This is a genomic window from Streptomyces sp. NPDC031497, assembly GCF_055580905.1.
Window position 1 is genome coordinate 29,393 of record NZ_JBVIKO010000027.1, and the last position, 26,757, is coordinate 56,149.

Consider the following 26,757-nt stretch of genomic DNA (forward strand, 5'->3'; position numbering starts at 1 on the left):
CGGCGAGACTTGCACCGTGGCACCCACTGACGACGACGGGCGGACCGCCCAGGACGCATACCCGGTCGACACGACGCCGCCCGCCGGACCCCCGGCGCCCGGCGCCGCGGCACCGGGCGCCCGCATGCCGCGCTGGCTGCCGCGCGCCATGGTGCTGGCGCTCGCCCTCATCGCCGCCTTCCAGCTGGGCAGCTGGGCCTTCCACCAGCTCACCGGCCTGCTGATCAACATCCTCATCGCGTTCTTCCTGGCGCTCGCCATCGAGCCCGCGGTGAGCTGGATGGCCTCGCGCGGAATGCGCCGGGGGGCCGCGACCTTCCTGGTCTTCCTCGGCCTGGCCATCGCCACCGCGGGATTCGTCACACTGCTCGGCTCGATGCTGGCCGGCCAGATCATCAAGATCGTCGAGGACTTCCCGGACTACCTGGACTCGGTCATCAACTGGGTCAACCACACCTTCCACACCGACGTGAAGCGGGTCGACGTCCAGGAGGGCCTGCTGCACTCCGACTGGCTGCGCAAGTACGCGCAGAACAGCGCGGCCGGCGTGCTCGACGTCTCCGGGCAGGTGCTCGGCGGCCTCTTCCAGCTGCTGACGATCACGCTGTTCGCCTTCTACTTCGCCGCCGACGGTCCCCGGCTGCGGCGCACCCTGTGCTCCGTCCTGCCGCCCGCCCGCCAGGCCGAGGTGCTGCGCGCCTGGGAGATCGCCGTGGACAAGACCGGCGGCTATCTGTACTCGCGCGGTGTGATGGCGCTGATCTCCGGCATCGCCCACTACATCCTGCTGGAGGCCCTGGGCGTGCCGTACGCGCCCGTGCTCGGTGTCTGGGTGGGTCTGGTCTCGCAGTTCATCCCCACCATCGGCACCTACCTCGCGGGCGCGCTGCCGATGCTGATCGCGTTCACCGTCAACCCCCTGTACGCGGTGTGGGTGCTGGTGTTCGTCGTGATCTACCAGCAGTTCGAGAACTACATGCTCCAGCCCAAGCTGACCTCCAAGTCCGTCGACATCCACCCGGCGGTCGCCTTCGGCTCGGTCATCGCGGGCACCGCGCTCCTCGGTGCCGTCGGCGCCCTGATCGCGATCCCCGCGGTCGCCACGCTCCAGGCGTTCCTGAGCGCCTACGTGAAGCGGTACGACGTCACGGACGACCCCCGGGTCAACGGGCGCCCCCGACGCGGCACGGGCGGCCCCGGGCTGCTCACGCGCGCGTGGCGGACGATATGGCAGCGGCCGGCCGAGGACTCACGGGAGAGCTCGGCCTGACGGCCACCGCGATCAGTAGGTGAGTACCGCCCACACCCCGGCGGCGGCCACGGCGGCCGCGTAGCAGCCCACCGCCGTGGCCACGACCCGCCACCTGGCCTGTTCGCTCCAGGCGGTGCGGGACAGCAGCCACGCCAGCGCGGGCAGGACCAGCACCGCGTGCAGGCTCACCCCGTGCAGCGGCTTGAGCGGGGCCGTCGAGTCGTACGCCGCCTGCTGGTGCCCGGTCCGGACGAGCACCACCCCGCGCGCGATCATCGCGGCTCCCGAGGCCAGCGCCACGAGCAGGACCGCGAACCCGGAGCGCACCGCGAGCGCCATTCCCACGGGACCGGCCGGCCGCCGCCGGAACGACACCACGGCGAAGACGGTGAGCAGCACCACCAGGACCCCGCCGCCCACCGCGAGCATCATCGACACCGCCGTGTCGAACGGCGTCTCCATGTCGAGGTGCGAGGGCACCCGGCGCCACGCCTGCAGGGTGATCCCGCCGACCTCCACCACACAGTCGGCGGCGAACACGACGAGCAGCACGGTTCGCAGCCGCTCCCCGATCCTCAGATACGAGGTGACCCACGTGACCGCGATCAGCGTCAGCCCGAAGGAGAGCCCGAACGTGACCGGCTTGCGCCAGGAGACCGGGCCGTACCAGGGGCCGCCGTCCACCGCGAACACCACCAGGTGCACCAGGCCGGAGAGGACGAGGAGGGCCCCGGTCGCATGGCAGAGACGCTCGGCGGGACGGGCCCCGCGCAGGGTGCTCGCCGGTGGATTCCGGCGCGGACTTTCCAGGGAGGCGGCAGTCTCCGCGGAGGACGGACTTTCCAGGGGGGAGGGCATGCGCCCACCCTTGCGGGGGCCGTCCGCGCGGTCGTCGTCCGGCCGAAGACACCCGCCGTACGCCGTGGGGAGTAGGCGTGCGGACGGTCAGGAGACCGTGGCGGCCGGCGGGGTCCACCGCCGGGTGCGGGGCACCGTGCCCGGGACGCCGTAGTCCTTCCTGAGGTGTTCGGGGATGGCGTAGTGCATGACGCGGCCACGGGTGAGGGAGGACAGCTCGAAGACGGCGGTGAGGTGGCCGAGACGGTCCAGTGCCCACGCGCCCAGCGGGGAGCGGTCCTCGATGGTCTCCAGGACGCCGAGGAGGTGCGGTACGGCCTTGACGACGGTGTCCCACGGGGTGCGCGGCACCTCCAGCCAGTCCGCGCAGGTGTCGCCGACGAGGTGGCGGACGAGGGCCGAGACGATCGGGTCGAAGAAGGTGCCGGGGACGACCTCCTCGTAGAGATCGATGAGCTGCCGGGTCAGGTGCGTGCCCTCCTCGGAAGGACCCATGGACCGGATCATGTACTGGTCGAGGAAGTGGCGGGCCTCGTCGAGGGTCTTGGGAACGGCCTCCTGGTCGACGCCGAGCATGGCGCCGACCACCCGCCACGCGTAGTAGTACGCCTCCGCGCCCTCCGTGGACAGATGGATGCCCAGCCGGTGCAGGCTGTCGAGGACCAGCAGCGAGAAGAACATCTGCCCGGCGATCATGTCCTCCTGGCAGATCGGCGTCCCCAGCGCCTCGGCGTCCCAGCGGTTCTCGCGCTTGAGGTGGTGCCGGATGGAGGCGTGCAGCAGACGCACCTTCTGTGCGGCGGGGACGAAGCGGCCGCCGGCCTCGAAGGCGTCGGGCCGCATCAGATAGACGGTGAACTGGCCGGTCTCCGCCATGCGCTTGGAGGGGTAGCTGAGCCCGTGCGTGGCCGACAGCAGCTTCGCCATGCGCGGGACGACGTAACAGGCGGGCATGGAGGCGAAGGAGAGCGCGGTCGCGATGTGCACGTTGTTGTCGATGAAGAACAGCCGGGCCTTCTCCATCTCGCCCCAGTCCACCCACGCCGGCGGGACCCGGGTGGCCTCCAGATACTCCCGCGCGACATCGGGCAGCCCGTCCGGCAGGGGAGCGCCCGCGGTGGAGACATAGCGCATCAGGGTGTTGAGCGTGCCCACCTCCCCGCGTTCGAAGAGTGCGGCGACCGTGGCGTCGGCGAGTTCGTCACCGGCGTGCCGGAGGGCGTCCGACGATGCCTCGGTGTGGGTCACGGCAGGGCTCCTTGTCTTCGCGGGTCTCTCGCGGGTCTTTCGTGAGTCTCTTCGCGGGGGTCGTCCGTGCCACCGGGTGGGTGTCAGGACAGGCGGACCGCCGCCGAGTGCGCCAGCGCGGTCAGGGCGCCGGCGGCGGGGGCCGGCACGTCCAGTGCGTGGAGGGCGTCGAGCGCTTCCGTGACCCGCGCACCGATCATGCGCTCGATCCGGTCGGGCGCCCCGAGCCGGCACATCACCTCGCGGACCGCGTCCAGGCCCTCCGCACCCAGATCGCGTCTGCCGAGCAACGCGCCGAGCCGCTCCCGGTCCTCGTCACGGGCGAGCCGCCAGGTCTCCGCGAGCAGCGCGGTGGGCCGGTGGCCACGCACGTCGTCGGTGTTGGCCTTGCCGGTGTGCTCCGGCTCCCCGAACAGGCCGAGCAGGTCGTCGCGCAGCTGGAACGCCTCGCCCAGCGGCAGCCCGTACGCGGAGTAGCCTTCCCGCAGCCCCTCGCCCGCCCCGGCCAGGGCGCCGCCGATCAGCAGCGGCTGCTCGACGGTGTACTTGGCGGTCTTGTAGCGGATCACCTTCAGCGAGGCCGTGGTGTCCGGGCCGGTCCCGGTGCGCAGGATCTCCAGGCACTCGCCCGCGATCAGCTCCCGGGCCAGCAGCGACCACAGGGGCCGGGCCCGGGCGAGATAGGCGGCGGGCAGACCGCAGGTCGCGAACAGCTGCCCGGCCAGCGACATCAGCAGATCGCCCACGAGCATCGCCAGCGACCGCGCGGTGCCGTCGGCACAGGGATGAGCCGGTACGGCGGTACGCAGGGCGATGTGTGCCGTGGGGCGCCCGTGCCGCAGCGGGCTGTCGTCGATGAGGTCGTCGTGCACGACGGCGGCGGCGTGCACCAGTTCCATGGAGGCCGCCGCCCGCACCAGCGCGTCGCTGTCCGGCTGCCCCACCGCACGCCAGCCCCAGTAGCAGAACGCAGCCCGCAGCCGTTTGCCGTCCGCGACCGCCGCCTCCAGTTGTTCGGCCACCGGGCCCAGGAGCGGATCGACCGCCGCGAACAGGTCGGCCTCCTGGGCGACGAACCGGCGCACTACCTGGTCGACGCGGATCTTGAAGCCGGCCGGGTCCCATCGGTCAGTCATCGGCGGCGGTCCGCCGGGCGAGGGCGTGCCGGGCGAGGATCTCCAGATGGGCCGGCGGGACGGACGCGTACCGGTCCACAACCAGGCGTCCGCGCGCGGTGAGGTCGTGCTCGGCCTCCGCCGCAAGCGCTCCGGCGTCCGAGCGGCGCAGCAGCCCCCGGACCGTACCGACGGCGGTGCCCAGGGTGCTCACCGCCAGATCGGCCAACCCCGCCGCCAGCAGCACGGCCTGCTCGTCCAGGCCGCGTCGTCCCGTCTCACGTGTCATGCGTTCTCCCACCCACGGCACACAGGGGCGCCGCCTGCCGGCCGCCTCTTCGAGCATCGCGGCACGAGGGACGCGGGCATGCGGAAACTCACGATCGGGTGAACGCCCCGACGGGTGGTGCGGATCGCCGTGGCGTGGTTCCGCTTCCGGCGGCCGCCCCCGGCGCACCGCGCGTTCCCGCCCGCGCGCCGCGTACGCCCGATTTCCGGCCGCCGCCCGTCCCCGCCACGCGCGCCCCCTACCCGCGTCCCGCGCGCCCCGTCCCTTTCCGCGCACCGCTCGGAGTCCGTGGGTGAGCGGTGGGTGAGCACCCTGCGGGGAAGTACAGGAGTACCGCGTGGTGCGCTTGACACCAAAATCGAACATCCATTCTTATGGAGGCTCCGGCGGGGTTCCCGACGGGGACTCCAGTGGCAGTTCGACATGGTTTCGGCGGAGAAGTCCCCGAGTTATCCACAGGCCGGGCCGGCGTCGGGGCGCATTGTCAGTGGCAGGCGTTAGCGTCTTTGACGTGAAGCGATCGACTCAAGCAAACCGGGTGGAACCCATGGCAGGTACCGACCGCGAGAAGGCTCTCGAAGCCGCTCTCGCACAGATTGAACGGCAGTTCGGCAAGGGCGCGGTCATGCGCATGGGTGACCGGACGAAGGAGCCAATCGAGGTCATCTCGACCGGATCGACCGCGCTCGACGTCGCCCTGGGCGTCGGTGGCCTGCCGCGCGGCCGGGTCGTGGAGATCTACGGACCGGAGTCCTCCGGTAAGACGACCCTGACCCTGCACGCCGTGGCCAACGCGCAGAAGGCGGGCGGTCAGGTCGCGTTCGTGGACGCGGAGCACGCCCTCGACCCCGAGTACGCGCAGAAGCTCGGCGTCGACATCGACAACCTGATCCTCTCCCAGCCCGACAACGGCGAGCAGGCCCTGGAGATCGTGGACATGCTGGTCCGCTCCGGCGCCCTCGACCTCATCGTCATCGACTCCGTCGCCGCGCTCGTCCCGCGCGCGGAGATCGAGGGCGAGATGGGCGACAGCCACGTCGGTCTCCAGGCCCGCCTGATGAGCCAGGCGCTGCGGAAGATCACCAGTGCGCTCAACCAGTCCAAGACCACCGCGATCTTCATCAACCAGCTCCGCGAGAAGATCGGCGTGATGTTCGGCTCCCCGGAGACCACGACCGGTGGCCGCGCGCTGAAGTTCTATGCCTCGGTGCGACTCGACATCCGCCGCATCGAGACCCTCAAGGACGGCACGGACGCGGTCGGCAACCGCACCCGCGTCAAGGTCGTCAAGAACAAGGTGGCCCCGCCCTTCAAGCAGGCCGAGTTCGACATCCTCTACGGCCACGGCATCAGCCGCGAGGGCGGCCTGATCGACATGGGCGTGGAGAACGGCTTCGTCCGCAAGGCCGGTGCCTGGTACACGTACGAGGGCGACCAGCTCGGCCAGGGCAAGGAGAACGCGCGCAACTTCCTCAAGGACAACCCCGACCTGGCCGACGAGATCGAGAAGAAGATCAAGGAGAAGCTGGGCGTCGGTGTCCGCCCGGAGGCTCCCGCCGCCGAGCCGGGCGCGGACGCGGCGGTCGTCACCGCGGCCACGGACGACCCGGCGAAGACGGTGCCCGCCCCGGCCGCCGCCAAGGCCACCAAGCCCAAGGCCGCCACCGCCAAGAGCTGACACCGTGACACGACGAACCGACTGGGCCGACTACGAGTACATGTCCCCCGGTGCCCCACGGGGGAGGGGCACCGGGGACGGTACCGGGCCCTACGGCACGGGCGGCGACAGGTACGGGGGCGACGGCGAGGGACACCCGGTGGCACGCCGGCACCGGGACGGGGGTGCGACACGGGGGAGCGATGGCTCATACGGGCGTGACGGCTCGTACGAGGACGACGGCCCGCCCGACTCGTACAGCGCGTACGAGGACGGCACGCACGACGGCCCGGCCGGGCCCCGCGGACACGGATCACCCGGCCGTGGCTCGCGGCGGCCCGGGACGCGCCGTCGGCGTGGCTCCGGGGAGCCGTCAGGTGAGGACGGGGGTTCCTCCTCCTTGTCGAGGGCCGAGCAGGGGGAGCCTCCGGCGGACCCGGCTGAGCGGGCGCGGGCGATCTGTCTGCGCCTGCTCACCGGGACCCCGCGCACCCGGAAACAGCTCGCGGACGCCCTGCGCAAGCGGGAGATCCCGGACGACGTCGCCGAGGAGGTGCTGTCGCGGTTCGAGGAGGTCGGGCTGATCAACGACAGCGCGTTCGCGGACGCGTGGGTGGAGTCCCGGCACCACGGCCGGGGGCTGGCCCGGCGCGCGCTCGTCCAGGAACTGCGGACCAAGGGCGTCGACTCGGCGCTCATCGACGAGGCCGTCGCCCAGCTCGACTCCGAGCAGGAGGAGGAGACGGCTCGCGAACTCGTCGCCCGCAAGCTCCGCTCCACCCGGGGCCTCGACCGGGACAAGCGCATCCGCCGCCTCGCCGGCATGCTCGCCCGCAAGGGATACCCCGAGGGCATGGCCCTCAGGGTCGTCCGGCGAGCCCTGGAGAAGGAGGGCGAGGACACGGATTTCCTCGAGGGCGGGGACTTCTGACGGAGGGGCAGGTCTGACGGGCCCTAGAGGTCGGTGCCGTTGTCAGGGCTGACCGGCAGTCCCGCTGCTTTCCAGGCCTGGAAGCCGCCGACCAGGTCTGTCGCGCGGTGCAGGCCCAGCTGGTGCAGGGAGGCGGCGGCCAGACTGGAGGCGTAGCCCTCGTTGCAGATCACGACTATCCGGAGGTCGTGGCCGGTGGCCTCGGGGGTCTTGTGGCTGCCCTGGGGGTCGAGGCGCCACTCCAGCTCGTTGCGCTCTATGACGAGGGCACCCGGGATCACCCCGTCCCGCTCGCGCAGCGCCGCGTACCGGATGTCGACCAGCAGGGCGTCTCCGGTCCGCGCCGCCTCGTACGCCTCGTGCGCCGCCACGCGCCGGTAGCCGGTCCGTACCCGCTCCAGCAACTCGTCGATGCCCACGGAAGGGTGTCCGGAGCCGCTCACTGCCAGTCCTCCGGGCGCTCGACCTGCTCCAGGCGCAGCACCGGTCCGCTGCGGCTGTAGCGGCGGATCCGCGGCAGCGGCGGGTAGTAGGCGTGGACGGAGACCGCATGGTGCTCGGTGGACTCGTTGAGCACCTCGTGGACGTGGTCGCGGCCGAAGGAGCGGCCCTTTCCGGCGGGCAGCCGACGCTCGCGGTCGATGTCCTCGGAGAGCTCCAGGGTCTTCCAGCCGTCGGTGGGCAGCCGGGTGGCGAGCGAGTACTCCTTCAGTTCACCGGTGGCGGTGAGGAAGGCGCCGACCGACTCGGCGTGGTCGTGCCAGCCGGTGCCGGAGCCGGGCGGCCAGCCGATCAGCCAGGCCTCGCTGCCGCCGGGACCGTCGAGCCGTACCCAGGTGCGGCCCTCGGGGTCGAGCGGGAGCGAGGAGATCAGCTCGGTGTCGGCGGCCGTACGCCGGACGAAGTCGAGGAGGTCCGCCTGGGTGGGCGCGGCGCCGGGCGCGGAGGCGGACGGAGAAACGGGGGAGGACGGAGTGGAGAGAGAAGCAGACACGTGCACCGTTCCTGATGAAGATTCGCCGAAGGGGGCGCAGACGGCGCCCCGGGAGAAGGAGGAGAAGAAGCGAATTCAGCAGGACGGAAGACACACGCAGCCTGCGTAGCGGACCAGGTCGACATGGACCTTCCGCCACAGGCGCACAGTGGTGTCGTTCACGTTGCGGAGTACACCACGCCGGTGCGGGCGGGTCAACTCACCGTCAGCATGTGGACCGCGCGATCACCGTGCGCCGGAACCGGCCTGTGCCTGCGCCTCCGCTTCCGTCTTCTCGGGGTCCTTGCCGCCCAGTGTCGCCTCGGCGGCCGCGTACAGATCGGCCGGGCGGACCCCGTTGAGGGCGGTGACCAGATGGCCGTCGGGGCGCACGAGCAGCACGGAGTGCGCCGGTGCGCCCGGGTAGGCCTCGGCGACCAGCAGCTCGGCGGGGTGCGGCAGCGCGGTCACGGCCGCGGCGAGCCGGGGCATGATCCCGGCGGAGACCCAGTGCTTGCGGTCCCACACGCCCGTACCGGGCGCGATGAGGACGACGAGCAGCGCACCGCGGCCGAGCCGTGAGCGCAGCTGCACGAAGGTGCCGTCCTCCGCGGTGACCCGGACGTCGGTGACGGGCGCCCCCAACGGGGTGTCGACCGGGATCTCGTGCTCCAGGTGCCGGGGCGCGAGCGGCGACTCGGCGTACGCCCCCGGCGCACCGAGCGGGCCGTGCCCCAGGTGACCGTCGGTGAGGAGCGTGTCGTGCCCCCGGGCCGTGCCGGGCACGATCCCGCGCAGCCCGCCACCGCCGCGCAGCACCGGCAGCACCTGGTCGGCGGCGCGCAGCCGGGCGGCGACCGCCGCCCGCCGCTCGGTCTGGTAGCTGTCGAGCAGCGCCTCGTGCGGGCCGTGGTGCCAGGCCGGGGCCAGCTTCCAGGCGAGGTTGTCCACGTCCCGCAGGCCCTCTTCCAGCCCGTGCGTGCCGAACGCGCCGAGGAGATGCGCCGCGTCCCCGGCGACGAACACCCGGCCCGCCCGCCACCGGCGCGCGAGCCGGTGGTGGACGGTGTGCACTCCGGTGTCGAGCAGGTCGTACGGCGGTGTGGTGCCGTCGGTCCAGCCCGCGAGGGTCTCACGGATCCGGTTCACCAGGAGCTCGGGGGTGACCAGGTCCTTGCCGGGCGGCAGCAGCCAGTCCAGGCGCCAGGCGCCGTCCGGGAGGGGGCGGGCGGTCACCTCCCCGGCCGAGGGCCCGGACATCCGCCACGGCGGGTTCCGATGGAGCAACGCCTGACCGGGCCACGGAAGTTCCGTGCGCAGCGCGGCGACCGCGTGCCGCTCCACCGCCGTACGGCCCGGGAAGCGGATGTCCAGGAGCTTGCGCACGGTCGAGCGGGGGCCGTCGCAGCCCACCAGATAACTGCCGCGCCACCAGGTGCCCTTGGGACCACGGGTGTGCGCGGTGACGCCGGAGCGTTCCTGCTCCACGGTGTCCAGCCGGCTGTCCGTGGCGACCCTGACCAGCGGCTGGTCGGTGATCGCGGCGCGCAGCGCGTTGGTGAGCGTGTGCTGGGCGATGTGCAGCGGGGACGGTTCGCCGGCCTCGTCGAAGACGACCTCGCGCATCACCTGCCTGCGGCGCATCGAGCGCCAGCCGGTCCAGCGGGTGCCCAGCTCGTCCAGCGGGGTGCCGGACAGCCGTGTCAGCAGGGCGGCGGTGTCCTCGCGCAGCACCACCGTGCGCGCCGGGCGCGGCTCGTCCTTGCCCGGGCCCTCGTCCAGGACGACGGACGGCACCTCCTGACGCGCCAGCGCCAGGGCGAGCGTGAGCCCGACGGGCCCCGCTCCGACGATGATCACCGGGTCCACGGCGCGGCGCCCCCTGCCCGTACGCAAGTCCCGACGGACACGGATGAACAGGTTGGTGGAGCAGGGTGCACGATCACAGAACGTATGCAACAGACTGGGCGCCACCCGGTCAAGCGGCGCACCCGGGGACACGTCAGCATGGCGGGCGCGCGGAGCCCGTCAGGCCGTTGCCACGCGGCGGAGGCGACGACCGTGTGGCTGCCGCCTCCGTACCCGGTGCGCGGGTTGACTCCCGGTCAGACGGAGGCTCCTGAGCCGTGGGTACCGGTGATGGAGCCGCCGAGTTCGTCGCCGCGGCCCCGAGTCGGCCCGGGCCCTGTCGGAGAGCGGTGGCAGGGACCGGCGAGGGGAGGCCGGCCAGGGGCACGGCACCCCACTGCGCCTGTTGCCGACCGACGGTCACCGCGGCGGATACGTCCACGACACTTGTCGGCGCCGCCCGCGCATGCCTGATTCCCTTTTCCAGCTCCTATGACGCATGACCCACGCCGGCAAAGCCCACTTCCCGAAAGCACCCCTAAAGGGGGCCGACGAGTAGAACGTGGTCCGTGTGTCCGGGTCTGTGCGGGACGGCGCGGCTGCTGCCCTGCGCATGTCGGGCAACAGCCGCGCCGCAATTCATGACGAGTGAGGAGCTCGCCGTGGCATCTTTTCTACGGGTGCGGAATCAGCACTTGTAGATGCCGACGAAGAAGCCCGACAGCCCCTGCTGGAACTTGATGCTGTCCTTCTTTCCGGCGGGTATCGAGAAGCAGTCCTCCGTGATGGAGCCGTTGTGGTCCTCGATGTGGGCGGCGGCGCGCACCGTGTAGTTGCAGTGGTTGTTGTAGTAGACGGTGGTGGTGACGCTTCCGGGGTGGTAGGAGAAGTTCACTCTCTGCGAGTTGTTGTCGCATCCCCACGAGTTCTTCGCCGCCGGGCCGTCGAACGCCTGAGCGCTCCCACTGAAGACGGGAACCGAAAGGGCGACAGCCAGGGCAACCATGCCGGCCCTGGAGAATACATTCTTCATGTTTCTTCCATTCCTATGGGGGGGTACATGTGGAATGTTTTCATTGGTGGCATGGTGCGGCAATGATCTTGAGCTAGATTTGAGCTTGTTGATCTTGGTGGAATTTAAAATTCCACTTAGGGGTGCTTTTGGTGAGCCGGATTTTGGGGGTGAGAATCGACGAAAGGCAGTGGCGCGCACGCCACTGCCTTTCGTCCAAGGTCACCTCACGTGGGTCCGCGTCAGATGCCGCCGCCGCCCGCGCCGGTGCCGAAACTGCCGCCGACCTCGGCCGCGTTCAGCTCGTCGACCTTCTCGACGCCGAGCACCGCGCCCGTACTGCGCTTGCTGCGCCGCAGTCTGCGCTCCAGCCAGCTCGCGAAGCTGGTCAGGATGAAGTTCAGCACGATGAACATGGCCGCGACCACGATGAAACTCGGGATGACGTTGGCGTAGTTGGCCGCGAGCGTGCCGCGCGAGTTGAGCAGCTCGGTGAAGCCGATCATCACGCCGCCGAGCGCGGTGTCCTTCACGATGACCACCAGCTGGCTGACGATCGCCGGAAGCATCGCCGTGACCGCCTGCGGGAGCAGGATGCTGCTCATCGTCTGCCCCTTGCGCAGACCGACGGCGTACGCGGCCTCCGTCTGTCCCTTGGGCAGCGAGAGGATGCCGGCCCGGACGACCTCGGCGAGCACGGCCGCGTTGTAGAGCACCAGGCCGGTGACGACCGCGTAGAGGGGGCGGTCCTCACTGGTGACGTCCGTGGAGCGGGCGTAGAACTCGTTGGCGAACAGCATCAGGAGCAGGACCGGGATGGCCCGGAAGAACTCCACCACCGTGCCGGCCACGCCCCGCACCCACCGGTGGTCGGACAGCCTCGCTATGCCGAAGGCCGCGCCCAGGGGAAGGGCGATCACCATGGCGAGCGAGGCGGCCTTCAGGGTGTTGGCGAGGCCGGGGAGCAGGTATGTCGTCCAGGCCTCGGACTCGATGAACGGCTTCCAGAGAGCGGAGGTGAGCTGGTCCTTCTCGTCCATCTTCTGCCATGCCCACCACAGGAGCAGGGCGAACAGGACGGCGAAGACCACCGTGAGGAGGACGTTGCGCCGCTTGGCGCGGGGGCCGGGAGTGTCGTAGAGGACCGAGCTCATCGCTTCACCGCCAGTCGCTTGCCCAGCCAGCCCAGCAAGAGGCCGGTCGGCAGGGTCAGTACCACGAACCCGAACGCGAAGACCGCGCCGATGAGCAGCGTCTGCGCCTCGTTCTCGATCATCGTCTTCATCAGGTACGCGGCCTCGGCGACGCCGATCGCGGCCGCGACCGTGGTGTTCTTGGTCAGCGCGATCAGGACGTTGGCCAGCGGTCCGATGACCGAGCGGAACGCCTGCGGCAGCACCACCAGCGTGAGGGTCTGGCTGAAGCTCAGACCGATGGCCCGGGCCGCCTCCGCCTGACCGATCGGCACCGTGTTGATGCCGGAGCGCACCGCCTCGCAGACGAAGGCGGCGGTGTAGGCGATCAGGCCGAGTACGGCCAGCCGGAAGCCCTGGATCTTGAAGTCGTCGGTGCCCATGGTGGCACCGAAGACGTCGGCGAGACCGAGCGAACTGAAGAGGATGATGACCGTCAGGGGGATGTTCCGGACGACGTTGACGTAGACGGTGCCGAAGCCGCGCAGCAGGGGGACCGGGCTGACCCGCATCGCGGCCAGCAGCGTGCCCCAGATCAGAGAGCCCACGGCGGAGAGGGCGGTGAGCTTCACCGTCATCCAGAACGCCCCTAGGACGTCGTAACCTTCAAGAAAGTCGAACACGATCTCCCGCGCTTCCGGGTGGGTGGCGTATGTGGAGGGCGGGGGCGCCGCCGCCGTGATCGCGACGGACGGCGGCGCGCCGCAGAAATCCGCTGGGGCGGGCTGTGACTACGAGGCGTTCGGGACGATGACGCCGATCTTCGGGGCAGGCTCGTACTTGTAGTTCGCCGGGCCGAAGTTGGCCTCGACGGCCTTCTTCCAGGAGCCGTCGCCGACCATCTGCTCCAGCGCCTTGTTGATCTTGTCGAGGGTCGCGGAGTCGCCCTTCTTGACGCCGACGCCGTAGTTCTCGTTGCTCAGCTTCAGGCCCGCGAGCTTGAACTTGCCCTTGTACTGGTCCTGCGCGGCGAAGCCGGCGAGGATCGAGTCGTCGGTGGTCACCGCGTCGACGGCGCCGCTCTGCAGGCCGGCGATGCACTCCGAGTAGGAGCTCAACTGCTTGAGCTTCGCCTGCGGGGCGATCGACTTCTGCACGTTCTGCGCCGAGGTCGAACCGGTCACGGAACACAGCTTCTTGCCGTTGAGGTCCGTGCCCTTGGAGATGTCCGAGCCGGTCTTGACCAGCAGGTCCTGGTGGGCCAGCAGGTACGGGCCGGCGAAGTCCACCTTCGCCTTGCGCTCGTCGGTGATCGAGTAGGTGGCCGCGATGAACTTCACGTCGCCGCGCGACAGCGCGTTCTCACGGTCGGCGCTCTTGGTCTCGACCCACTCGATCTTGTCGGGGGCGTAGCCGAGCTGTTTGGCCACGTAGGTCGCCACGTCCACGTCGAAGCCGGAGTAGGAGCCGTCCGGCTTCTTGAGGCCCAGACCGGGCTGGTCGAACTTGATGCCGATCTTGATCTTGCCGCCGCCCGACGAACCGCTGTTGTCGTCCTTGTCGCCGCTGCCGCACGCCGTGGCGGACAGGGCGAGCGCGAGCACGGCGGCCGAGGCGGCGGTGACCTTGCGGAGCTGCATGATGAACATCCCTCGTTGTGGTGAAGACGTCTGGGAAGGCGTCTGGGAAGGCGTCTGTGAACAGGAAGCGGGTCCTGCTGCGCCTCAGTGGTGCAGGATCTTCGACAGGAAGTCCTTGGCCCGGTCGCTGCGCGGGTTGCTGAAGAACTGGTCGGGCGTGGCCTGTTCGACGATCCGGCCGTCGGCCATGAAGACCACCCGGTTCGCGGCCGACCGCGCGAAGCCCATCTCGTGGGTGACGACGATCATCGTCATGCCGTCCCGGGCCAGCTGCTGCATGACCTCAAGGACCTCGTTGATCATCTCGGGGTCCAGGGCCGAGGTCGGCTCGTCGAAGAGCATGACCTTCGGGTCCATCGCCAGCGCCCGCGCGATCGCCACGCGCTGCTGCTGGCCGCCGGAGAGCTGTGCGGGGTACTTGTCGGCCTGGGTGCCCACGCCGACCCGGTCGAGCAGGGCGCGGGCCTTCTCCTCGGCCTGCTTCTTGCCCGCCCTGCGGACCTTCACCTGACCGAGCATCACGTTTTCGAGCACCGTCTTGTGCGCGAAGAGGTTGAAGGACTGGAAGACCATGCCGACGTCGGCGCGCAGCCGGGCCAGCTCCTTGCCCTCCTGGGGCAGCGCCTTGCCGTCGATCGTGATCGTTCCGGAGTCGATGGTCTCCAGACGGTTGACGGTGCGGCACAGAGTCGACTTACCGGACCCGGAGGGCCCGATCACCACGACGACCTCGCCGCGGGCGATCGTCAAGTCGATGTCCTGGAGCACGTGCAACGCGCCGAAGTGCTTGTTGACGCTCTTCAGGACGACCAGTTCGCCGGTCCCGGCCACATCTTCCTTGGCCACCGATACTTCGGTCATCGCTATCGGGCTCCGTCCTCCTCGGTTGCGGAGGAATGTAGTTACCGCGCATGACCAGCGTCATTACATCTGAGGGAGATCTGAGCATCACGATCCGATAGCATTCGGGCGCGTGTCGTAGCAGCGGTGACCTGTGCGCGTATCGGCCGGGTAACGGAACCAGCGCGCCGACGGAACCCACTTGACGCCGTCGTCGTCCATCAGCGTGACTGCCATCGTGCACACGCGCGCACGCGCGTTTTCTACAAGGCACAGGTTTTCCGCGGGCAAGCGGAGAACGAACCGGGACGATACGACCGCTGAACCGGAGGGGGCCGGGATGAGACTGCTGCTCGTCGAGGACGACAACCACGTCGCCGCCGCGCTCTCCGCGGTCCTGGCCAGGCACGGGTTCTCCGTCACCCACGCCCGCAGCGGCGAGGAGGCCCTCCAGGCGCTCGTCCCCGAGGGCGACGGCTACGACGTCGTCCTGCTTGACCTCGGACTGCCCGACCAGGACGGCTACGAGGTCTGCGGCAAGATCCGCAAACGCACCAGCACCCCCGTCATCATGGTCACCGCCCGCGCCGACGTCCGCTCCCGCATCCACGGCCTCAACCTGGGCGCCGACGACTACGTGGTGAAGCCGTACGACACCGGGGAACTGCTCGCCCGGATCCACGCGGTCAGCCGGCGCACCCACCACGAGGACGGCCCGGGCGGTGGTGACAACGCGCTCCGGCTCGGCCCCGTCCACATCGAACTGCCCACCCGCCAGGTCAGCGTGGACGGCAAGGTCGTCCAGCTCACCCGCAAGGAGTTCGACCTGCTGGCGCTGCTCGCCCAGCGGCCCGGCGTGGTCTTCCGCCGGGAACAGATCATCAGCGAGGTCTGGCGCACCAGCTGGGAGGGCACCGGACGCACCCTGGAGGTGCATGTCGCCTCCCTGCGCGCGAAGCTGCGCATGCCCGCGCTCATCGAGACCGTACGCGGCGTGGGCTACCGGCTCGTCGCCCCGGCCGCGTAGCGGGGACGGGTGCGCACACGTCTCCTCCCGCTGCTCATCGTCCTGCTGGCGGCCGTCCTGCTCGCGCTCGGCATCCCCCTCGCCGCCAGCGTGGCCGCCGCCCAGCAGCAGAAGGTCGTCGTGGACCGGATCGACGACACCGCGCGGTTCGCGGCCCTCGCCCAGTTCGTCACCGACGCGCCCACCACGTCACGCCCCACGGGGACCGACGAGCGCCAGGAGACCCTCCGCCGCGAACTGGCCAGCTACTACGGCGTCTACGGCATCCGCGCGGGCGTCTTCTACCGCAACGCGTCCTCCATGGCCAATGCGCCCGACGACTGGGTCCTGCCGAAGACGGGCGAGGTGCGCGAGGCCTACGACGAGGCGCTCCTCAGCCGGCGCAGCCATGACCCGCGGCAGGTGTGGCCCTGGCAGCGCACCCGGCTCGTGGTGGCCTCGCCGGTGATCCGGGACGGTGACGTGGTCGCCGTGGTCGTCACCGACTCGCCCACCGGGCCGATGCGTTCGCGGACCCTGCGCGGCTGGCTGTTCATCGGCGCCGGCGAGATCGCCGCGATGCTGCTCGCCGTCGGCGCGGCGCTGCGGCTGACCGGGTGGGTGCTGCTGCCGGTACGGGTGCTCGACGCCACCACCCACGAGATCGCCAGCGGCCGGCTCAAGTCCCGGGTCGCGCCGGCCGGCGGTCCGCCGGAACTCAGACGGCTGGCCCGGGCGTTCAACGAGATGGCGGACAACGTCGAGGACGTGCTGGAGCAGCAGCGGGCGTTCGTCGCCGACGCCTCCCACCAGCTGCGCAACCCGCTGGCCGCGCTGCTGCTGCGCATCGAACTGCTCGCCCTCGAACTCCCCGAGGGCAACGAGGAGATCGCCTCGGTCCGCACCGAGGGCAAGCGGCTCGCCCAGGTCCTGGACGACCTGCTCGACCTCGCGCTGGCCGAGCACGCCGAGGCGGACCTGATGCTGACGGACGTCGGGAGGCTGGCGTCGGAGCGGGTCGCGGCGTGGGCGCCGGCCGCGGCGGCGAAGGGGGTCCGGCTGAGCGGGGAGTGCCCGGCGACCACCGGGTGGGCCGACCCGATCACGCTGTCCAGCGCGCTGGACGCGGTGATCGACAACGCGGTGAAGTTCACGCCGGAGGGGGGCGTGGTGGAGGTGGGCGTCGTGGCCGACGGTGCCATGGCGACGGTCGTGGTGACCGACACGGGGCCGGGGCTGACCGACGAGGAACTCGCGCGGGTCGGGGACCGGTTCTGGCGCAGTGGGCGCCATCAGAACGTGAAGGGCTCGGGGCTGGGACTGTCGATCACGCGGGCCCTGCTGGCGGCTGGTGGGGGCGCCATCGCGTATGAGCACCATGCGCCGAGCGGACTGCGGGTCACGGTGGCGGTTCCGAGGGATTCATCTGGGTGAGGGCTGGAGCACGGCCGGATGGCGGTCGGGTGTCTGCTGCCGGTCGGCGGGGGCCTGTCGCGCCCACGCGGCGGAGCCGCACAGCGGAGCCGCAGATCGGACACGGCCCCGCGCCCTTGTCGGGGCGCTTCGATCAGGCGTTCACGGCTTCACCGAGCGGTAGTACCGTCGTGCGCCCTCCTGCAAGGGCAGGGGGTCCGTGTAGATCGCCGTGCGGAGGTCCACCAGTTGGGCCGAGTGGACGTGGGCGCCGATGTCGTCGCGGCTCTTGATGACCGTGCGGGTCACCCACTCGGTGAGGCGTGGGTCCATGTCGTTGCGGGTCATGAGGAGGTTGGAGACCGCGATCGTCGCCACCGTCGTGCCCTTCTGCACCGAGGGGTACGCGGACTCGGGCATGTTGGTCGCCCGGTAGTAGCGCGCGGCCTCGCCCTCGGAGTGCAGCTTGTTGACGAGGCTGTCGTCTATCGGCACGAAGGTGAAGCTGAACTTCTTCGCGAGGTCCAGCAGTCCCTTGGTGGGCAGCCCGCCCGACCAGAAGAACGCGTCGACCTTGCCGCGCCGCAGCTGGTCCGGGCCGGTGTCGATGCCTTCTGCCACGGGGGTGATGTCCTTCGCGGGGTCGATCCCGGCGGCCCTGAGCACCCGGTTGGCGATCAGCCGCACACCCGAGTTGGGCAGTCCTATCGCCACCCGCTTGTGCCGCAGCTGCGCGATGCTGGTGATGCCCGAGTCGCGCCCCACCACGAGCTGGACGTAGTCGTCGTAGAGCCGCGCCACCCCGCGCATCCGGTCGGCACCCCGGCCGTCGTTCAGCTGGTACGTCTCCACCGCGTCGGCCGCCGCGATGGTGAAGTCGACCTGACCGGTCGCCACCCGCCGCACGTTCTCGTACGACCCCGCGCTCTGGACGAGTTTCACCTTCAGGCCCGGCATGTCCCGGCCCAGCTCGGTGCGCAGCCGCTCGCCGTACTCCTGGTAGACCCCGCGCAGCGTCCCGGTGCTGAAGGTGATCGTCCCGGTCGGCGGCTCCTCGCCCAGCGGCAGCAGCCACCACAGCAGCAGGCCGAACACGACGAAGCCGGCGGCCGAGCCCTGGAGCGCGCGGCGCCTGCCGATACGGGGGAACACCTTTGACATGCGCGCGATCCTGCCAGCCGGTCCCGCTCCTGACCAGGGCCGGGGGGTACGGCGGCGGCACCCGGACTGTCAGTGGCGGCCGCTACAGTCGTTCGCATGACCAGCTCCTCGACCAGCTCCTCGGCCGGACCCTCGCCCGCCGCCCTCGTCCGGGAGTTCCACCACGCCTTCGGCCTGGACGCCCGTACCACCCCGGCCGAGGTGTCTCCCGAACTGGCAGCGCACCGGGGGGAGTTGCTCGCCGAGGAGGCCGCGGAGGTCGCCGAGGTGGCGGTCGACGGGCCCCTCGACCGACTCGCGCACGAACTGGCGGACGTGGTCTACGTGGCGTACGGCACCGCGCTGGTGCACGGCATCGACCTGGACGCGGTGATCGCCGAGATCCACCGGTCCAACATGAGCAAGCTGGGGCCCGACGGGCAGGTCGCCCGCCGAGCCGACGGAAAGGTGCTGAAGGGCGAGCACTACCGGGCGCCGGACGTCTCGGCCGAGCTGCGCCGCCAGGGCTGGATACCGGGCGACGCGGACTGACCCGGGCTCAGGGCGTGCCGCCCACCGGCTTCCACTCGCGGTGCAGGGCGCTCAGGTGCCGTTTGCCTTGAAGTCGCCCCGGAGGCTCTGCTCCACGTCGACGGTGATCCTGCCGTCTCCGCCGGCGGGTGGAACCGGGCGGAAACCCGGTGCGGCCCCGAGCATGCCACGCCCGCGGACACCGGGCCTCCACACTCCGGCCACAGCCCAACGTGACCTGAACCACGGCGACTTCAGGACGCCGTGGCCGTTTCCGGGATGGTCAGCCCTGCTGCGCGGCCGCCCGGCGCTGCCGCTTGCCGAGGGGGGCCTGGGAGAGGTCCTCCGCCTTGGACCGGAGGTTCTTGTAGCCGTAGCCGCGCTCGCCGAGCCACGCCCTGGCCGCCTCCTCGGCGCGTTCGGTGGCTTCCAGGATGTCCTCCTCTTCCTCCCCGGTGTCCAGGAAACGGAAGGTGAAGGCGGCTCGTGCGGCGATGTCGTAACTGAGATGGCCCTCGGGGGTGAAGGCCGCGCGCAGCACGTCGTGATCGGCGGCCCGGGACAGCAGTTCGGCGCGCTGCTCGGCGCCGAGGCCGTCGAAGACACCGCGGACGGTGACGCGGAAGGTGCGGGTGGTCATGCCGCGACCCTAGGCAGGGCAGGGCACGCCGTTCCAGCGCATTTACGGCACCCCGCCCCGCGGGGCCCTAGCCGTCGACTTGACCGAGCCGCGGGTGCCGGTGGTCGGTCGGGTCCTTCGGTCGTGGACCTGGTTGAGGCGGAGGTGGCGGTGGTCGGTCGGGTTCCTCAGCCGCTGGCCTGGCCGAGTCGGAGGTTCCAGCGGCCGGGGACGCCGGTGACCTCCGTTGCCGCCAGTGGCGGGACGTCCACACGCCAGAACGCCGTCTCGGGCGCCCCGAGCGCGTGCAGCGCCACGGCCCGTACCACCTCCGGCTCCACCACAGCGATCGTCCGGCCGGTCGTGCGGCCCGTCGCCTCCAGCCACTCGGTGATCCGCGCGCAGAACTCCCGTACCGATTCGCCTCCGTGGGGCGCGGCTCCCGGCTCGGACAGCCACCGGACCAGCGCCTCGGGTTCGGCGGCGCTGACCTCCTCCAGCGTCCGGCCGCGCCAGCGGCCCGCGTCCAGGCCTGCCAGGCCGGGCTCCGCCGAGGCGTCCAGGCCCAGCGCGGCCGCCGTCTCACGGCAGCGCACGCTGGGGGAGCTGACCGCACGACCGGCGGGCAGCGACAGCGCCACCGCCTCCGGGTTCTCGATGGAGTCGCCGTCGTCGAAGCGGGCCCGCCGCAGGGAGGGGGTGATCGCCGGGGCAATGAGGATGACTCGGCAGGTCACGAGGCGGTTCCTCCTGGGGTGTCCACTCGGGTGCGGGTGCCGGACGCGCACGACAGTACGCCGTCCGGCGCCCGGACCGGCATGGCACCCAGCTGGAAGGCCCCCCGATGAAGCTCGCGGCCCTTCGCATCGGCGGTACGCCGGCGACCTGGGCGCCGGGGTCTCCTCCGCCGCCGGGGGCGTCCGGCCCGGTCCTGAGGTGTGGAGGCGGCCGCCCTGGTCCCCGACCAGGAACCGGCGATGTTCGCACCGATACCGCTGACTTCGGCTGACTTCGGCGTCACCGGCCGGAGCGCAGTGCTCGGGACAGGCCCAGGGCCGCTGTCCGTACCGCTGGGGCCAGTTGGGCAGGGCGGAAACGGTCGCAGGGTACGGCCACCGAGAGGGCCGCCACCGCCGTGGGGCCGGCGAAGACGGGGGCCGCGATGCAGCTGACGCCCGGTGCGGCCTCCTCCTCCTCGTAGGCCAGGCCCGCGACCTGGGCCTGTTCGACCGCCGTGCGCAGCCGGCCGGGATCGGTGACGGAGTGCGGGGTGAGGCGGGGGAGCGGCCCGGCGAGCACCTCCTCGACCAGGTCGGCGCCCGAGAACGCCAGCAGTGCCTTGCCGACCCCCGTGCAGGTCAGCGGGAGCCGGCCGCCGATACGGGACGGCAGCCGCAGCACGTCGTGGCCGTGGATGCGCTCGACGTAGACCACCTCGTGGCCCTCGCGCACGCCCAAATGCACGGTCTCGTGCGTGGCCTCGAAGAGGTCCTGGAGGAACGGTAGTGCCGCCTCGCGCAGATCGTGCCGGCGCGGCACCAGCGAGCCCAGTTCGAAGAGGGCGCCGCCGAGCCGGTAGGTCTCCCCGTCCCGTTCCAGCAGACCGAGCCGGACCAGTTCGGCGCAGAGCCGGAACACGGTGGTCTTGGGCAGCTTGGACCGCTCGGTCAGTTCCGTGAGACGGAACGCGCCGCCGTCCGGGCGATAGCAGTCCAGGACCGCGACCGCCTTGTCGAGCATGTTTCCCTGATCGATGTTCCGCGCCACGGAACAAATTTTGCCAGGTCTTCCGGCGCCCGCCTATACCTGTCGGCATGAGCCCCGACCTCGTGACCAAGGTGGCCGACGTCCTCGACGAGGCCACCCGCACCGGCACCCCCTGCGCCCCCGTCCGCGCCCTTCTCCCCGAGGGCGACATCGAGACCGCCTACGCGGTGCAGCGGCGTCACGTCGAGCGGGGCGTCGCCGCCGGCCGCCGCCTGGTGGGCCGCAAGATCGGGCTGACCTCGCCCGCCGTACAACGCCAGCTCGGGGTCGGGCAACCCGACTTCGGGGCGCTGTTCGCGGACATGGCGGTCAGCGAGGGGGAGCCGATCGCGCCCGGTCGGCTGCTCCAGCCCAAGGTGGAGGCCGAGGTCGCCCTGGTCCTGGGCGCGGATCTCCCGTACCGCGAGCCGACCGTCGCCGACCTGCTGCGGGCGACCGACTTCGCCCTGCCCGCGCTGGAGATCGTGGACAGCCGGATCGCCGACTGGGACATCACGATCGTCGACACCGTCGCCGACAACGCCTCCTGCGGACTGTTCGTCCTCGGCGGTACGCCCGTCCCGCTGGACCGGGTCGACCTGCGCGGGGTCCGCATGACCCTGGCCAAGAACGGCGAGACCGTCTCGCAGGGGACCGGCGCCGACTGCCTGGGCAGCCCGCTCACCGCCGCCCGCTGGCTGGCCGCCACCCTGGCCGGCCTCGGTGACCCGCTGCGGGCCGGCGACATCGTCCTGACCGGCGCGCTCGGCCCGATGGCGGTCGCCGCCGAGGGCGACGAGTTCACCGCGCACATCGAGGGCCTCGGCACGGTCGGGGCCGCGTTCGCCACGGAAGGGGCCGGCGCATGACCACGAAGGCCGCCGTCATCGGGTCCGGGAACATCGGCACCGACCTGATGATCAAAATCCTGCGGCTCTCCGAGACCCTGGAGATCGCCGCCATGGCCGGTATCGACCCGGACTCCGACGGCCTGGCCCGGGCCCGCCGTCTGAAGGTGGCCACGACCCATGAGGGGGTGGCGGGGCTGGTCGCCCTCGACGCCTTCGAGGACGTGTCGATCGTCTTCGACGCCACCTCCGCGGGCGCCCACCGCCGCCACGACGAGGTGCTGCGCGCGCTCGGCCGTACGGTCGTCGACCTCACCCCGGCCGCGCTCGGCCCGTACGTCGTCCCGCCCGTGAACGGCGACGCCCATCTGGACGCCCCGAACGTCAACATGGTCACCTGCGGTGGCCAGGCCACCATCCCGATCGTGTCGGCCGTCGCCGCCGTGACGCCCGTGCACTACGGCGAGATCGTCGCCTCGATCTCCTCCCGCTCCGCCGGCCCCGGCACCCGCGCCAACATCGACGAGTTCACGGAGACCACGGCCGCCGCCGTCGAGAAGGTCGGCGGCGCGGCCCGCGGCAAGGCGATCATCGTGCTCAACCCGGCCGAACCGCCCCTGATCATGCGGGACACCGTGCACTGCCTGGTCGGCGAGTGCGATGACGCGGCGGTGACGGCCTCGGTGCAGGAGATGGTCGCCCGCGTGCAGGAGTACGTCCCCGGCTACCGCCTCAAGCAGAAGGTCCAGTTCGAACGGGTGGCCGCCGACGACCCGCTGCGCACCCTGGCACCCGGCGACGCCGTGAAGGTGTCCGTCTTCCTGGAGGTGGAGGGCGCCGCCCACTACCTGCCCGCCTACGCCGGCAACCTCGACATCATGACCTCGGCCGCGCTGCGCACCGCCGAACGGATGGCCGCCCTCCCTCACTCTCGGCTTCGCCCGAGCGGGGGGACCCCCAGCGCCCCGGAGGTGGCGTCCCGATGACCCGTCTGTACGTCCAGGACGTCACCCTGCGGGACGGCATGCACGCCGTCCGCCACCGCTACACCGTCGACCAGGCCCGCATCATCGCCGGCGCCCTCGACGCGGCCGGGGTCCGCGCGATCGAGGTCGCGCACGGCGACGGCCTCTCCGGCTCCAGCGTCACCTACGGCGTGGGCGCGCACACCGACTGGGAGTGGATCGAGGCGGTCGTGGGCGCCGTCCACCAAGCGATCCCGACCACTCTCCTCCTTCCCGGCATCGGCACGCTCCACGACCTCAGGCAGGCGCATTCCCTGGGCATCCGCTCGGTCCGGGTGGCCACCCACTGCACCGAGGCCGACATCTCCGCCCAGCACATCGCCGCCGCCCGGGAGCTGGGCATGGACGTGGCGGGCTTCCTGATGATGTCCCACCTCGCCGAGCCCGCCGAACTCGCCCGCCAGGCGAAGCTGATGGAGACGTACGGCGCGCACTGCGTGTACGTCACCGACTCCGGCGGCCGGCTGACCATGGACGGTGTCCGCGACCGGCTCCGGGCGTACCGCGAGGTCCTGGACCCGGCGACGGAGCTGGGCATCCACGCCCACCACAACCTGGGCCTGGGGGTCGCCAACTCGGTCGTCGCCGTCGAGAACGGCGTCACCCGCGTCGACGCCTCCCTCGCCGGCCAGGGCGCCGGGGCCGGCAACTGCCCGCTGGAGGCCTTCGTCGCGGTCGCCGACCTGATGGGCTGGGAGCACGGCTGCGCGCTGTTCCCGCTGATGGACGCGGCCGACGACGTCGTACGACCGCTGCAGGACCGTCCGGTGCGGGTGGACCGCGAGACGCTCACCCTCGGCTACGCCGGTGTGTACTCCAGCTTCCTGCGGCACGCCGAGGCCGCCGCCCGCCGGCACGGCCTGGACACCCGGGCGATCCTGGTCGAGGTGGGCCGCCGCAAGCTGGTCGGCGGGCAGGAGGACATGATCACCGACATCGCCCTGGACCTCGCCGGGCGCTGACCCAACGGCGACGGGTGGGCTCGATCCCCGTGCCGGCGGACGCGCCGCGACCGGCGGCCCCGTTGTCAGTGCCGGCTGACAGACTGGGCCGCGTGGACACTCAACGCCGGGAACGGGCCGCACGCTTCGTCGAGTTGCACCGGGAGGGCTGCTTCCTGCTCCCCAACGCCTGGGACGCGGGAAGCGCCCGCGTCCTGGAGTCGGCCGGTTTCCCGGCCGTGGCCACCACCAGCGCGGGGGTGGCCTTCTCCCTGGGCCGCCCGGACCACGACTACGTCGACACCTCGTCGGACGGCGACCGGGTCGACCGCACGACCATGATCCGCCGGATCGGCGAGATCGCCGCCGAGGTGCGGATCCCGGTGAGCGCGGACCTGGAGGACGGGTTCGGCGCGGCGCCCGAGACCGTGGCCGAGACGATCTCTATGACCCTCGCGGCGGGGGCGGCCGGCGGCAACATCGAGGACTTCACCGGCGACCGCTCCCGGCCGCTCCACGACCCGGAGCTCTCGGCGGACCGCATCCGTGCCGCCCGGGAGGCGGTCGACACGGCCGACGAGCCGTTCGTCCTGGTCGGCCGCACCGACGTGCTGCTGACCGGCGGACCGCTCGACGAGGCCGTCCGGCGGGCCAACGCGTACCTGGCGGCGGGCGCGGACTGCGCGTTCGTGCCGGGCGCGGCCGACGCCGGGACGATCGGCACCCTGGTGCGCGAGATCGACGGCCCGCTGAACGTGGTGATGGGCCTGACCGGCAACGCCCTGTCCCTGGCCGACCTGCGCGACCTCGGGGTGCGCCGGGTCACGGTGGGCGGCAGCATCGCCCGGGCGATGTACGCGCAACTGCTCGGCGCGGCGAAGGAGCTGGCGGACCGCGGCACCTTCTCCTACGCCGAGCACCAGATCCCGCAGCCGGAACTGAACGAGCTCTTCCGGCGGAAGCCCGAGACGGGCTGAGCCGACGGGCCGGCGCCGGCGGCACGCGTCTATCGGGAACTCACCCGGCGTCGCGTTCCTGCCGTCGGCTTCGGTACGCGCCGACGAGGAACACCCAGATCTCGCTGACCGTGGGGAACGGCGCGATGGCGTGCCTGAGCCGCTTCAGCGGGACCTCGCCGGCGACCGCGATCGTGGCCGAGTGCAGCAGCTCGCTGACCCCGGAGCCGACCATGGTCACCCCGAGCAGCACATCCCGGTCCACGTCCACGACCAGCCGGGCATGACCGGTGTAGCCGTCGGCGTAGAGGTTGGCGCCCTGGGCGGCGTTGAAGTCGAGGTCGACCGTCTCGACGCGGTACCCGGCGGCCGCCGCCTGTTCGGCGGTCAGACCCACCGCGCCCGCCTCCGGGTCGGTGAAGAAGACCTGGGCGACGGCGTGCTGGTCGGCGGTGGTGGCGTGATCGCCCCACTCCCCGTCGTCCAGCGGCCGCCCGGCGGCCCGGGCGCCGATGGCGTCCCCCGCCGTCCGCCCCTGGTACTTGCCCTGATGGGTGAGGAGCGCGCGGTGGTTGACGTCCCCGAGGGCGTACAGCCACTCGCCCTCGACCCCGTCGACCAGGCAGGTCGTGTCCACGTCCAGCCAGGAACCGGGGGTCAGGCCGACGGTCTCCAGGCCGATGTCGTCGGTGCCGGGGGTCCGTCCGGTGGCGAACAGGATCTCGTCGGCCTCCAGCTCGCTCCCGTCGTCGAGCGTGACGGTCACCGGTCCGGCGGGGTCCGGACGGCGCAGGGCGGTCACCTGGACGCCGGTCCGCACGTCCGCGCCCGCCTCGGTCAGCCCCTGGGCGACCAGTTCGCCGGCGAAGGCCTCCAGACGGGGGAGCAGCCGGCGGCGGACGAGCAGGGTGACCTGCGACCCCAGCCCCTGCCACAGCGTGGCCATCTCCACGCCGACCCCGCCGCCGCCGACCACGATCAGCCGGGCGGGCACGGTGCTGGAGTCGGTGCCGTGCCGGTTCGTCCAGGGCCGGGCCTCCTCGATACCCGGGATGCCGGGCAGCACCGGCCGGCTGCCGGTGGCGACGGCCACCGCGTGCCGGGCGACGAGGGTCTGCCGGGCGCCGTCGTCCCGGGTGACGGTGACCCGGCGCGGCCCGTCGAGCCGGCCGTGGCCGCGGAAGAGGTCGGCGCCGATGGACTTGACCCACAGCGCCTGCCCGCTGTCGTCCCAGTCGGTGACGTAACGGTTGCGGCGGGCGAAGACCGCAGCGTTGTCGAGCCGGCCGGTGACGGCCTGCCGGGCGCCGTCCACGCGGCGGGCGTCGGCGACCGCGATGACCGGACGCAGCAGCGCCTTGCTGGGGACGCAGGCCCAGTAAGAGCATTCACCGCCGACGAGCTCCCGCTCCACGACGGCCACGGAGAGGCCGGCGGTCCGGGCCCGGTCGGCGACGTTCTGCCCGACCGGTCCGGCGCCCAGGACGATAAGGTCGTAAGTACCGTTTGTATCGGTTTGGTGTGGTGCACTCATTGTTGCCTCGCATGACGATCGGTGCCGGTCCGAGGCGCTGGGTCACCACCTCGCAGGCGGCGGCTCCCTGTGCCGTACGGGTCATGTAACCGCTGGACGCGCGGAGTTGATCGCCCTACGGCCATACGCCTCACAAAGACCCGCCATAAGCGCAACCTCTGGCCGCCCGGCTCCCCTGACCGGCGCAGACGCGGTACGGCCG

28 protein-coding genes are annotated in these 26,757 nt (G+C 71.5%); 10 read left to right on the top strand and 18 right to left on the bottom strand.

Annotation, left to right across the window (positions count from 1 at the left end):
- Positions 1-16 precede the first annotated feature (16 nt).
- Complete coding sequence (locus ACZ5K7_RS38855; protein WP_351709853.1) at positions 17-1,270, top strand: AI-2E family transporter; 1,254 nt, start codon at positions 17-19, stop codon at positions 1,268-1,270.
- A 12-nt stretch (positions 1,271-1,282) separates the two neighbouring features.
- On the opposite strand, the gene ACZ5K7_RS38860 is transcribed toward ACZ5K7_RS38855, so the two are convergent.
- The 4 genes from ACZ5K7_RS38860 to ACZ5K7_RS38875 all read right to left on the bottom strand — a co-directional run bounded on the left by ACZ5K7_RS38860 (position 1,283) and on the right by ACZ5K7_RS38875 (position 4,762).
- On the bottom strand, positions 1,283-2,110 hold the full coding sequence (locus ACZ5K7_RS38860; RefSeq protein ID WP_450972372.1) for a hypothetical protein: 828 nt from the start codon (positions 2,108-2,110) through the stop codon (positions 1,283-1,285).
- Between the two features lie 87 nt (positions 2,111-2,197).
- Positions 2,198-3,358, bottom strand: a complete 1,161-nt coding sequence (locus tag ACZ5K7_RS38865; protein ID WP_468921496.1) for an oxygenase MpaB family protein — start codon at positions 3,356-3,358, stop codon at positions 2,198-2,200.
- A gap of 83 nt (positions 3,359-3,441) precedes the next feature.
- Positions 3,442-4,494: a polyprenyl synthetase family protein gene (locus ACZ5K7_RS38870; RefSeq protein ID WP_468921499.1), complete on the bottom strand. Its 1,053-nt coding sequence runs from the start codon at positions 4,492-4,494 to the stop codon at positions 3,442-3,444.
- Positions 4,487-4,762, bottom strand: coding sequence for a polyprenyl synthetase (locus tag ACZ5K7_RS38875; RefSeq protein ID WP_468921501.1), 276 nt, complete (start codon positions 4,760-4,762; stop codon positions 4,487-4,489). The genes ACZ5K7_RS38870 and ACZ5K7_RS38875 overlap by 8 nt, the downstream gene beginning before the upstream one ends.
- 547 nt (positions 4,763-5,309) lie before the next feature.
- Here ACZ5K7_RS38875 and recA point away from each other — a divergent pair.
- Together recA and recX are read left to right on the top strand one after the other, a co-directional pair.
- The gene (gene recA, locus ACZ5K7_RS38880) at positions 5,310-6,440 is read left to right on the top strand and encodes a recombinase RecA (protein ID WP_351709841.1); all 1,131 of its coding nucleotides are present in this window, start codon (positions 5,310-5,312) and stop codon (positions 6,438-6,440) included.
- A 4-nt stretch (positions 6,441-6,444) separates the two neighbouring features.
- Positions 6,445-7,350, top strand: coding sequence for a recombination regulator RecX (gene recX, locus ACZ5K7_RS38885; protein WP_468921505.1), 906 nt, complete (start codon positions 6,445-6,447; stop codon positions 7,348-7,350).
- 23 nt (positions 7,351-7,373) lie between these two features.
- Here the strand turns inward: recX and ACZ5K7_RS38890 are convergent, their stop codons facing one another.
- The 9 genes from ACZ5K7_RS38890 to ACZ5K7_RS38930 form a co-directional block, all read right to left on the bottom strand.
- Positions 7,374-7,793 carry a rhodanese-like domain-containing protein gene (locus ACZ5K7_RS38890; RefSeq protein ID WP_468921508.1) on the bottom strand — a complete coding sequence of 140 codons (420 nt, stop codon included), beginning with the start codon at positions 7,791-7,793 and terminating at the stop codon, positions 7,374-7,376.
- The gene (locus ACZ5K7_RS38895) at positions 7,790-8,344 is read right to left on the bottom strand and encodes a cupin domain-containing protein (protein WP_351709832.1); all 555 of its coding nucleotides are present in this window, start codon (positions 8,342-8,344) and stop codon (positions 7,790-7,792) included. Before ACZ5K7_RS38895 ends, ACZ5K7_RS38890 begins: the two co-directional genes overlap by 4 nt.
- 75 nt (positions 8,345-8,419) lie before the next feature.
- The gene (locus tag ACZ5K7_RS38900; RefSeq protein WP_350779852.1) at positions 8,420-8,506 is read right to left on the bottom strand and encodes a putative leader peptide; all 87 of its coding nucleotides are present in this window, start codon (positions 8,504-8,506) and stop codon (positions 8,420-8,422) included.
- A 63-nt stretch (positions 8,507-8,569) separates the two neighbouring features.
- Positions 8,570-10,192, bottom strand: a complete 1,623-nt coding sequence (locus ACZ5K7_RS38905; protein WP_450972375.1) for an FAD-dependent monooxygenase — start codon at positions 10,190-10,192, stop codon at positions 8,570-8,572.
- Positions 10,193-10,859: 667 nt separating this feature from the next.
- A complete protein-coding gene (locus ACZ5K7_RS38910) occupies positions 10,860-11,204 on the bottom strand; it encodes a hypothetical protein (protein ID WP_351709826.1) in 345 nt (114 codons plus the stop codon).
- A gap of 221 nt (positions 11,205-11,425) precedes the next feature.
- Positions 11,426-12,337: an amino acid ABC transporter permease gene (locus ACZ5K7_RS38915; protein WP_450972376.1), complete on the bottom strand. Its 912-nt coding sequence runs from the start codon at positions 12,335-12,337 to the stop codon at positions 11,426-11,428.
- Positions 12,334-12,999 (bottom strand): amino acid ABC transporter permease, encoded by a 666-nt coding sequence (locus ACZ5K7_RS38920; RefSeq protein ID WP_351709820.1) that lies wholly within the window; start codon positions 12,997-12,999, stop codon positions 12,334-12,336. The genes ACZ5K7_RS38915 and ACZ5K7_RS38920 overlap by 4 nt, the downstream gene beginning before the upstream one ends.
- A gap of 108 nt (positions 13,000-13,107) precedes the next feature.
- Entirely contained in the window at positions 13,108-13,956 is an 849-nt protein-coding gene (locus ACZ5K7_RS38925; RefSeq protein ID WP_351709817.1) for a glutamate ABC transporter substrate-binding protein, read from the bottom strand.
- Positions 13,957-14,040: 84 nt separating this feature from the next.
- Positions 14,041-14,817, bottom strand: coding sequence for an amino acid ABC transporter ATP-binding protein (locus ACZ5K7_RS38930; protein ID WP_351709814.1), 777 nt, complete (start codon positions 14,815-14,817; stop codon positions 14,041-14,043).
- A gap of 319 nt (positions 14,818-15,136) precedes the next feature.
- On the opposite strand from ACZ5K7_RS38930, the gene ACZ5K7_RS38935 reads away from it, so the two are divergent.
- Together ACZ5K7_RS38935 and ACZ5K7_RS38940 are read left to right on the top strand one after the other, a co-directional pair.
- A complete protein-coding gene (locus ACZ5K7_RS38935) occupies positions 15,137-15,823 on the top strand; it encodes a response regulator transcription factor (RefSeq protein WP_351709811.1) in 687 nt (228 codons plus the stop codon).
- Positions 15,824-15,832: 9 nt separating this feature from the next.
- A complete protein-coding gene (locus ACZ5K7_RS38940) occupies positions 15,833-17,236 on the top strand; it encodes a HAMP domain-containing sensor histidine kinase (protein ID WP_468921516.1) in 1,404 nt (467 codons plus the stop codon).
- A 141-nt stretch (positions 17,237-17,377) separates the two neighbouring features.
- On the opposite strand, the gene ACZ5K7_RS38945 is transcribed toward ACZ5K7_RS38940, so the two are convergent.
- Positions 17,378-18,376, bottom strand: coding sequence for a TAXI family TRAP transporter solute-binding subunit (locus ACZ5K7_RS38945; RefSeq protein WP_468921519.1), 999 nt, complete (start codon positions 18,374-18,376; stop codon positions 17,378-17,380).
- Between the two features lie 96 nt (positions 18,377-18,472).
- Between ACZ5K7_RS38945 and ACZ5K7_RS38950 the strand changes: the two genes are divergently transcribed.
- Positions 18,473-18,907, top strand: coding sequence for a pyrophosphohydrolase domain-containing protein (locus tag ACZ5K7_RS38950; RefSeq protein ID WP_468921522.1), 435 nt, complete (start codon positions 18,473-18,475; stop codon positions 18,905-18,907).
- A gap of 262 nt (positions 18,908-19,169) precedes the next feature.
- On the opposite strand, the gene ACZ5K7_RS38955 is transcribed toward ACZ5K7_RS38950, so the two are convergent.
- From ACZ5K7_RS38955 to ACZ5K7_RS38965, 3 genes are all read right to left on the bottom strand, one after another.
- Complete coding sequence (locus ACZ5K7_RS38955) at positions 19,170-19,526, bottom strand: DUF6204 family protein (RefSeq protein WP_351709800.1); 357 nt, start codon at positions 19,524-19,526, stop codon at positions 19,170-19,172.
- Positions 19,527-19,693: 167 nt separating this feature from the next.
- Positions 19,694-20,242, bottom strand: coding sequence for a histidine phosphatase family protein (locus ACZ5K7_RS38960; RefSeq protein WP_468921526.1), 549 nt, complete (start codon positions 20,240-20,242; stop codon positions 19,694-19,696).
- A gap of 280 nt (positions 20,243-20,522) precedes the next feature.
- Entirely contained in the window at positions 20,523-21,245 is a 723-nt protein-coding gene (locus ACZ5K7_RS38965) for an IclR family transcriptional regulator (protein ID WP_468921662.1), read from the bottom strand.
- Between the two features lie 74 nt (positions 21,246-21,319).
- On the opposite strand from ACZ5K7_RS38965, the gene ACZ5K7_RS38970 reads away from it, so the two are divergent.
- The 4 genes from ACZ5K7_RS38970 to ACZ5K7_RS38985 all read left to right on the top strand — a co-directional run bounded on the left by ACZ5K7_RS38970 (position 21,320) and on the right by ACZ5K7_RS38985 (position 25,042).
- Positions 21,320-22,120, top strand: coding sequence for a 2-keto-4-pentenoate hydratase (locus ACZ5K7_RS38970; protein WP_468921529.1), 801 nt, complete (start codon positions 21,320-21,322; stop codon positions 22,118-22,120).
- Entirely contained in the window at positions 22,117-23,085 is a 969-nt protein-coding gene (locus tag ACZ5K7_RS38975; RefSeq protein ID WP_351709791.1) for an acetaldehyde dehydrogenase (acetylating), read from the top strand. The genes ACZ5K7_RS38970 and ACZ5K7_RS38975 overlap by 4 nt, the downstream gene beginning before the upstream one ends.
- The gene (gene dmpG, locus ACZ5K7_RS38980; protein WP_468921533.1) at positions 23,082-24,086 is read left to right on the top strand and encodes a 4-hydroxy-2-oxovalerate aldolase; all 1,005 of its coding nucleotides are present in this window, start codon (positions 23,082-23,084) and stop codon (positions 24,084-24,086) included. The genes ACZ5K7_RS38975 and dmpG overlap by 4 nt, the downstream gene beginning before the upstream one ends.
- A 92-nt stretch (positions 24,087-24,178) precedes the next feature.
- Positions 24,179-25,042: an isocitrate lyase/PEP mutase family protein gene (locus tag ACZ5K7_RS38985; protein WP_468921535.1), complete on the top strand. Its 864-nt coding sequence runs from the start codon at positions 24,179-24,181 to the stop codon at positions 25,040-25,042.
- 40 nt (positions 25,043-25,082) lie between these two features.
- On the opposite strand, the gene ACZ5K7_RS38990 is transcribed toward ACZ5K7_RS38985, so the two are convergent.
- Positions 25,083-26,555 carry a dihydrolipoyl dehydrogenase family protein gene (locus ACZ5K7_RS38990; RefSeq protein WP_468921538.1) on the bottom strand — a complete coding sequence of 491 codons (1,473 nt, stop codon included), beginning with the start codon at positions 26,553-26,555 and terminating at the stop codon, positions 25,083-25,085.
- Positions 26,556-26,757: the final 202 nt, after the last annotated feature.

Bases quoted from the DNA above. Each gene is read 5' to 3' on its own strand.
- ACZ5K7_RS38860 (WP_450972372.1), bottom strand. From the start codon at position 2,110: ATGCCCTCCCCCCTGGAAAGTCCGTCCTCCGCGGAGACTGCCGCCTCC.
- ACZ5K7_RS38870 (WP_468921499.1), bottom strand. From the start codon at position 4,494: ATGACTGACCGATGGGACCCGGCCGGCTTCAAGATCCGCGTCGACCAG.
- ACZ5K7_RS38875 (WP_468921501.1), bottom strand. From the start codon at position 4,762: ATGACACGTGAGACGGGACGACGCGGCCTGGACGAGCAGGCCGTGCTG.
- recA (WP_351709841.1), top strand. From the start codon at position 5,310: ATGGCAGGTACCGACCGCGAGAAGGCTCTCGAAGCCGCTCTCGCACAG.
- ACZ5K7_RS38910 (WP_351709826.1), bottom strand. From the start codon at position 11,204: ATGAAGAATGTATTCTCCAGGGCCGGCATGGTTGCCCTGGCTGTCGCC.
- ACZ5K7_RS38915 (WP_450972376.1), bottom strand. From the start codon at position 12,337: ATGAGCTCGGTCCTCTACGACACTCCCGGCCCCCGCGCCAAGCGGCGC.
- ACZ5K7_RS38925 (WP_351709817.1), bottom strand. From the start codon at position 13,956: ATGCAGCTCCGCAAGGTCACCGCCGCCTCGGCCGCCGTGCTCGCGCTC.
- ACZ5K7_RS38930 (WP_351709814.1), bottom strand. From the start codon at position 14,817: ATGACCGAAGTATCGGTGGCCAAGGAAGATGTGGCCGGGACCGGCGAA.
- ACZ5K7_RS38935 (WP_351709811.1), top strand. From the start codon at position 15,137: ATGAGACTGCTGCTCGTCGAGGACGACAACCACGTCGCCGCCGCGCTC.
- ACZ5K7_RS38945 (WP_468921519.1), bottom strand. From the start codon at position 18,376: ATGTCAAAGGTGTTCCCCCGTATCGGCAGGCGCCGCGCGCTCCAGGGC.
- ACZ5K7_RS38950 (WP_468921522.1), top strand. From the start codon at position 18,473: ATGACCAGCTCCTCGACCAGCTCCTCGGCCGGACCCTCGCCCGCCGCC.
- ACZ5K7_RS38955 (WP_351709800.1), bottom strand. From the start codon at position 19,526: ATGACCACCCGCACCTTCCGCGTCACCGTCCGCGGTGTCTTCGACGGC.
- ACZ5K7_RS38965 (WP_468921662.1), bottom strand. From the start codon at position 21,245: ATGCTCGACAAGGCGGTCGCGGTCCTGGACTGCTATCGCCCGGACGGC.
- ACZ5K7_RS38970 (WP_468921529.1), top strand. From the start codon at position 21,320: ATGAGCCCCGACCTCGTGACCAAGGTGGCCGACGTCCTCGACGAGGCC.
- ACZ5K7_RS38975 (WP_351709791.1), top strand. From the start codon at position 22,117: ATGACCACGAAGGCCGCCGTCATCGGGTCCGGGAACATCGGCACCGAC.
- dmpG (WP_468921533.1), top strand. From the start codon at position 23,082: ATGACCCGTCTGTACGTCCAGGACGTCACCCTGCGGGACGGCATGCAC.
- ACZ5K7_RS38990 (WP_468921538.1), bottom strand. From the start codon at position 26,555: ATGAGTGCACCACACCAAACCGATACAAACGGTACTTACGACCTTATC.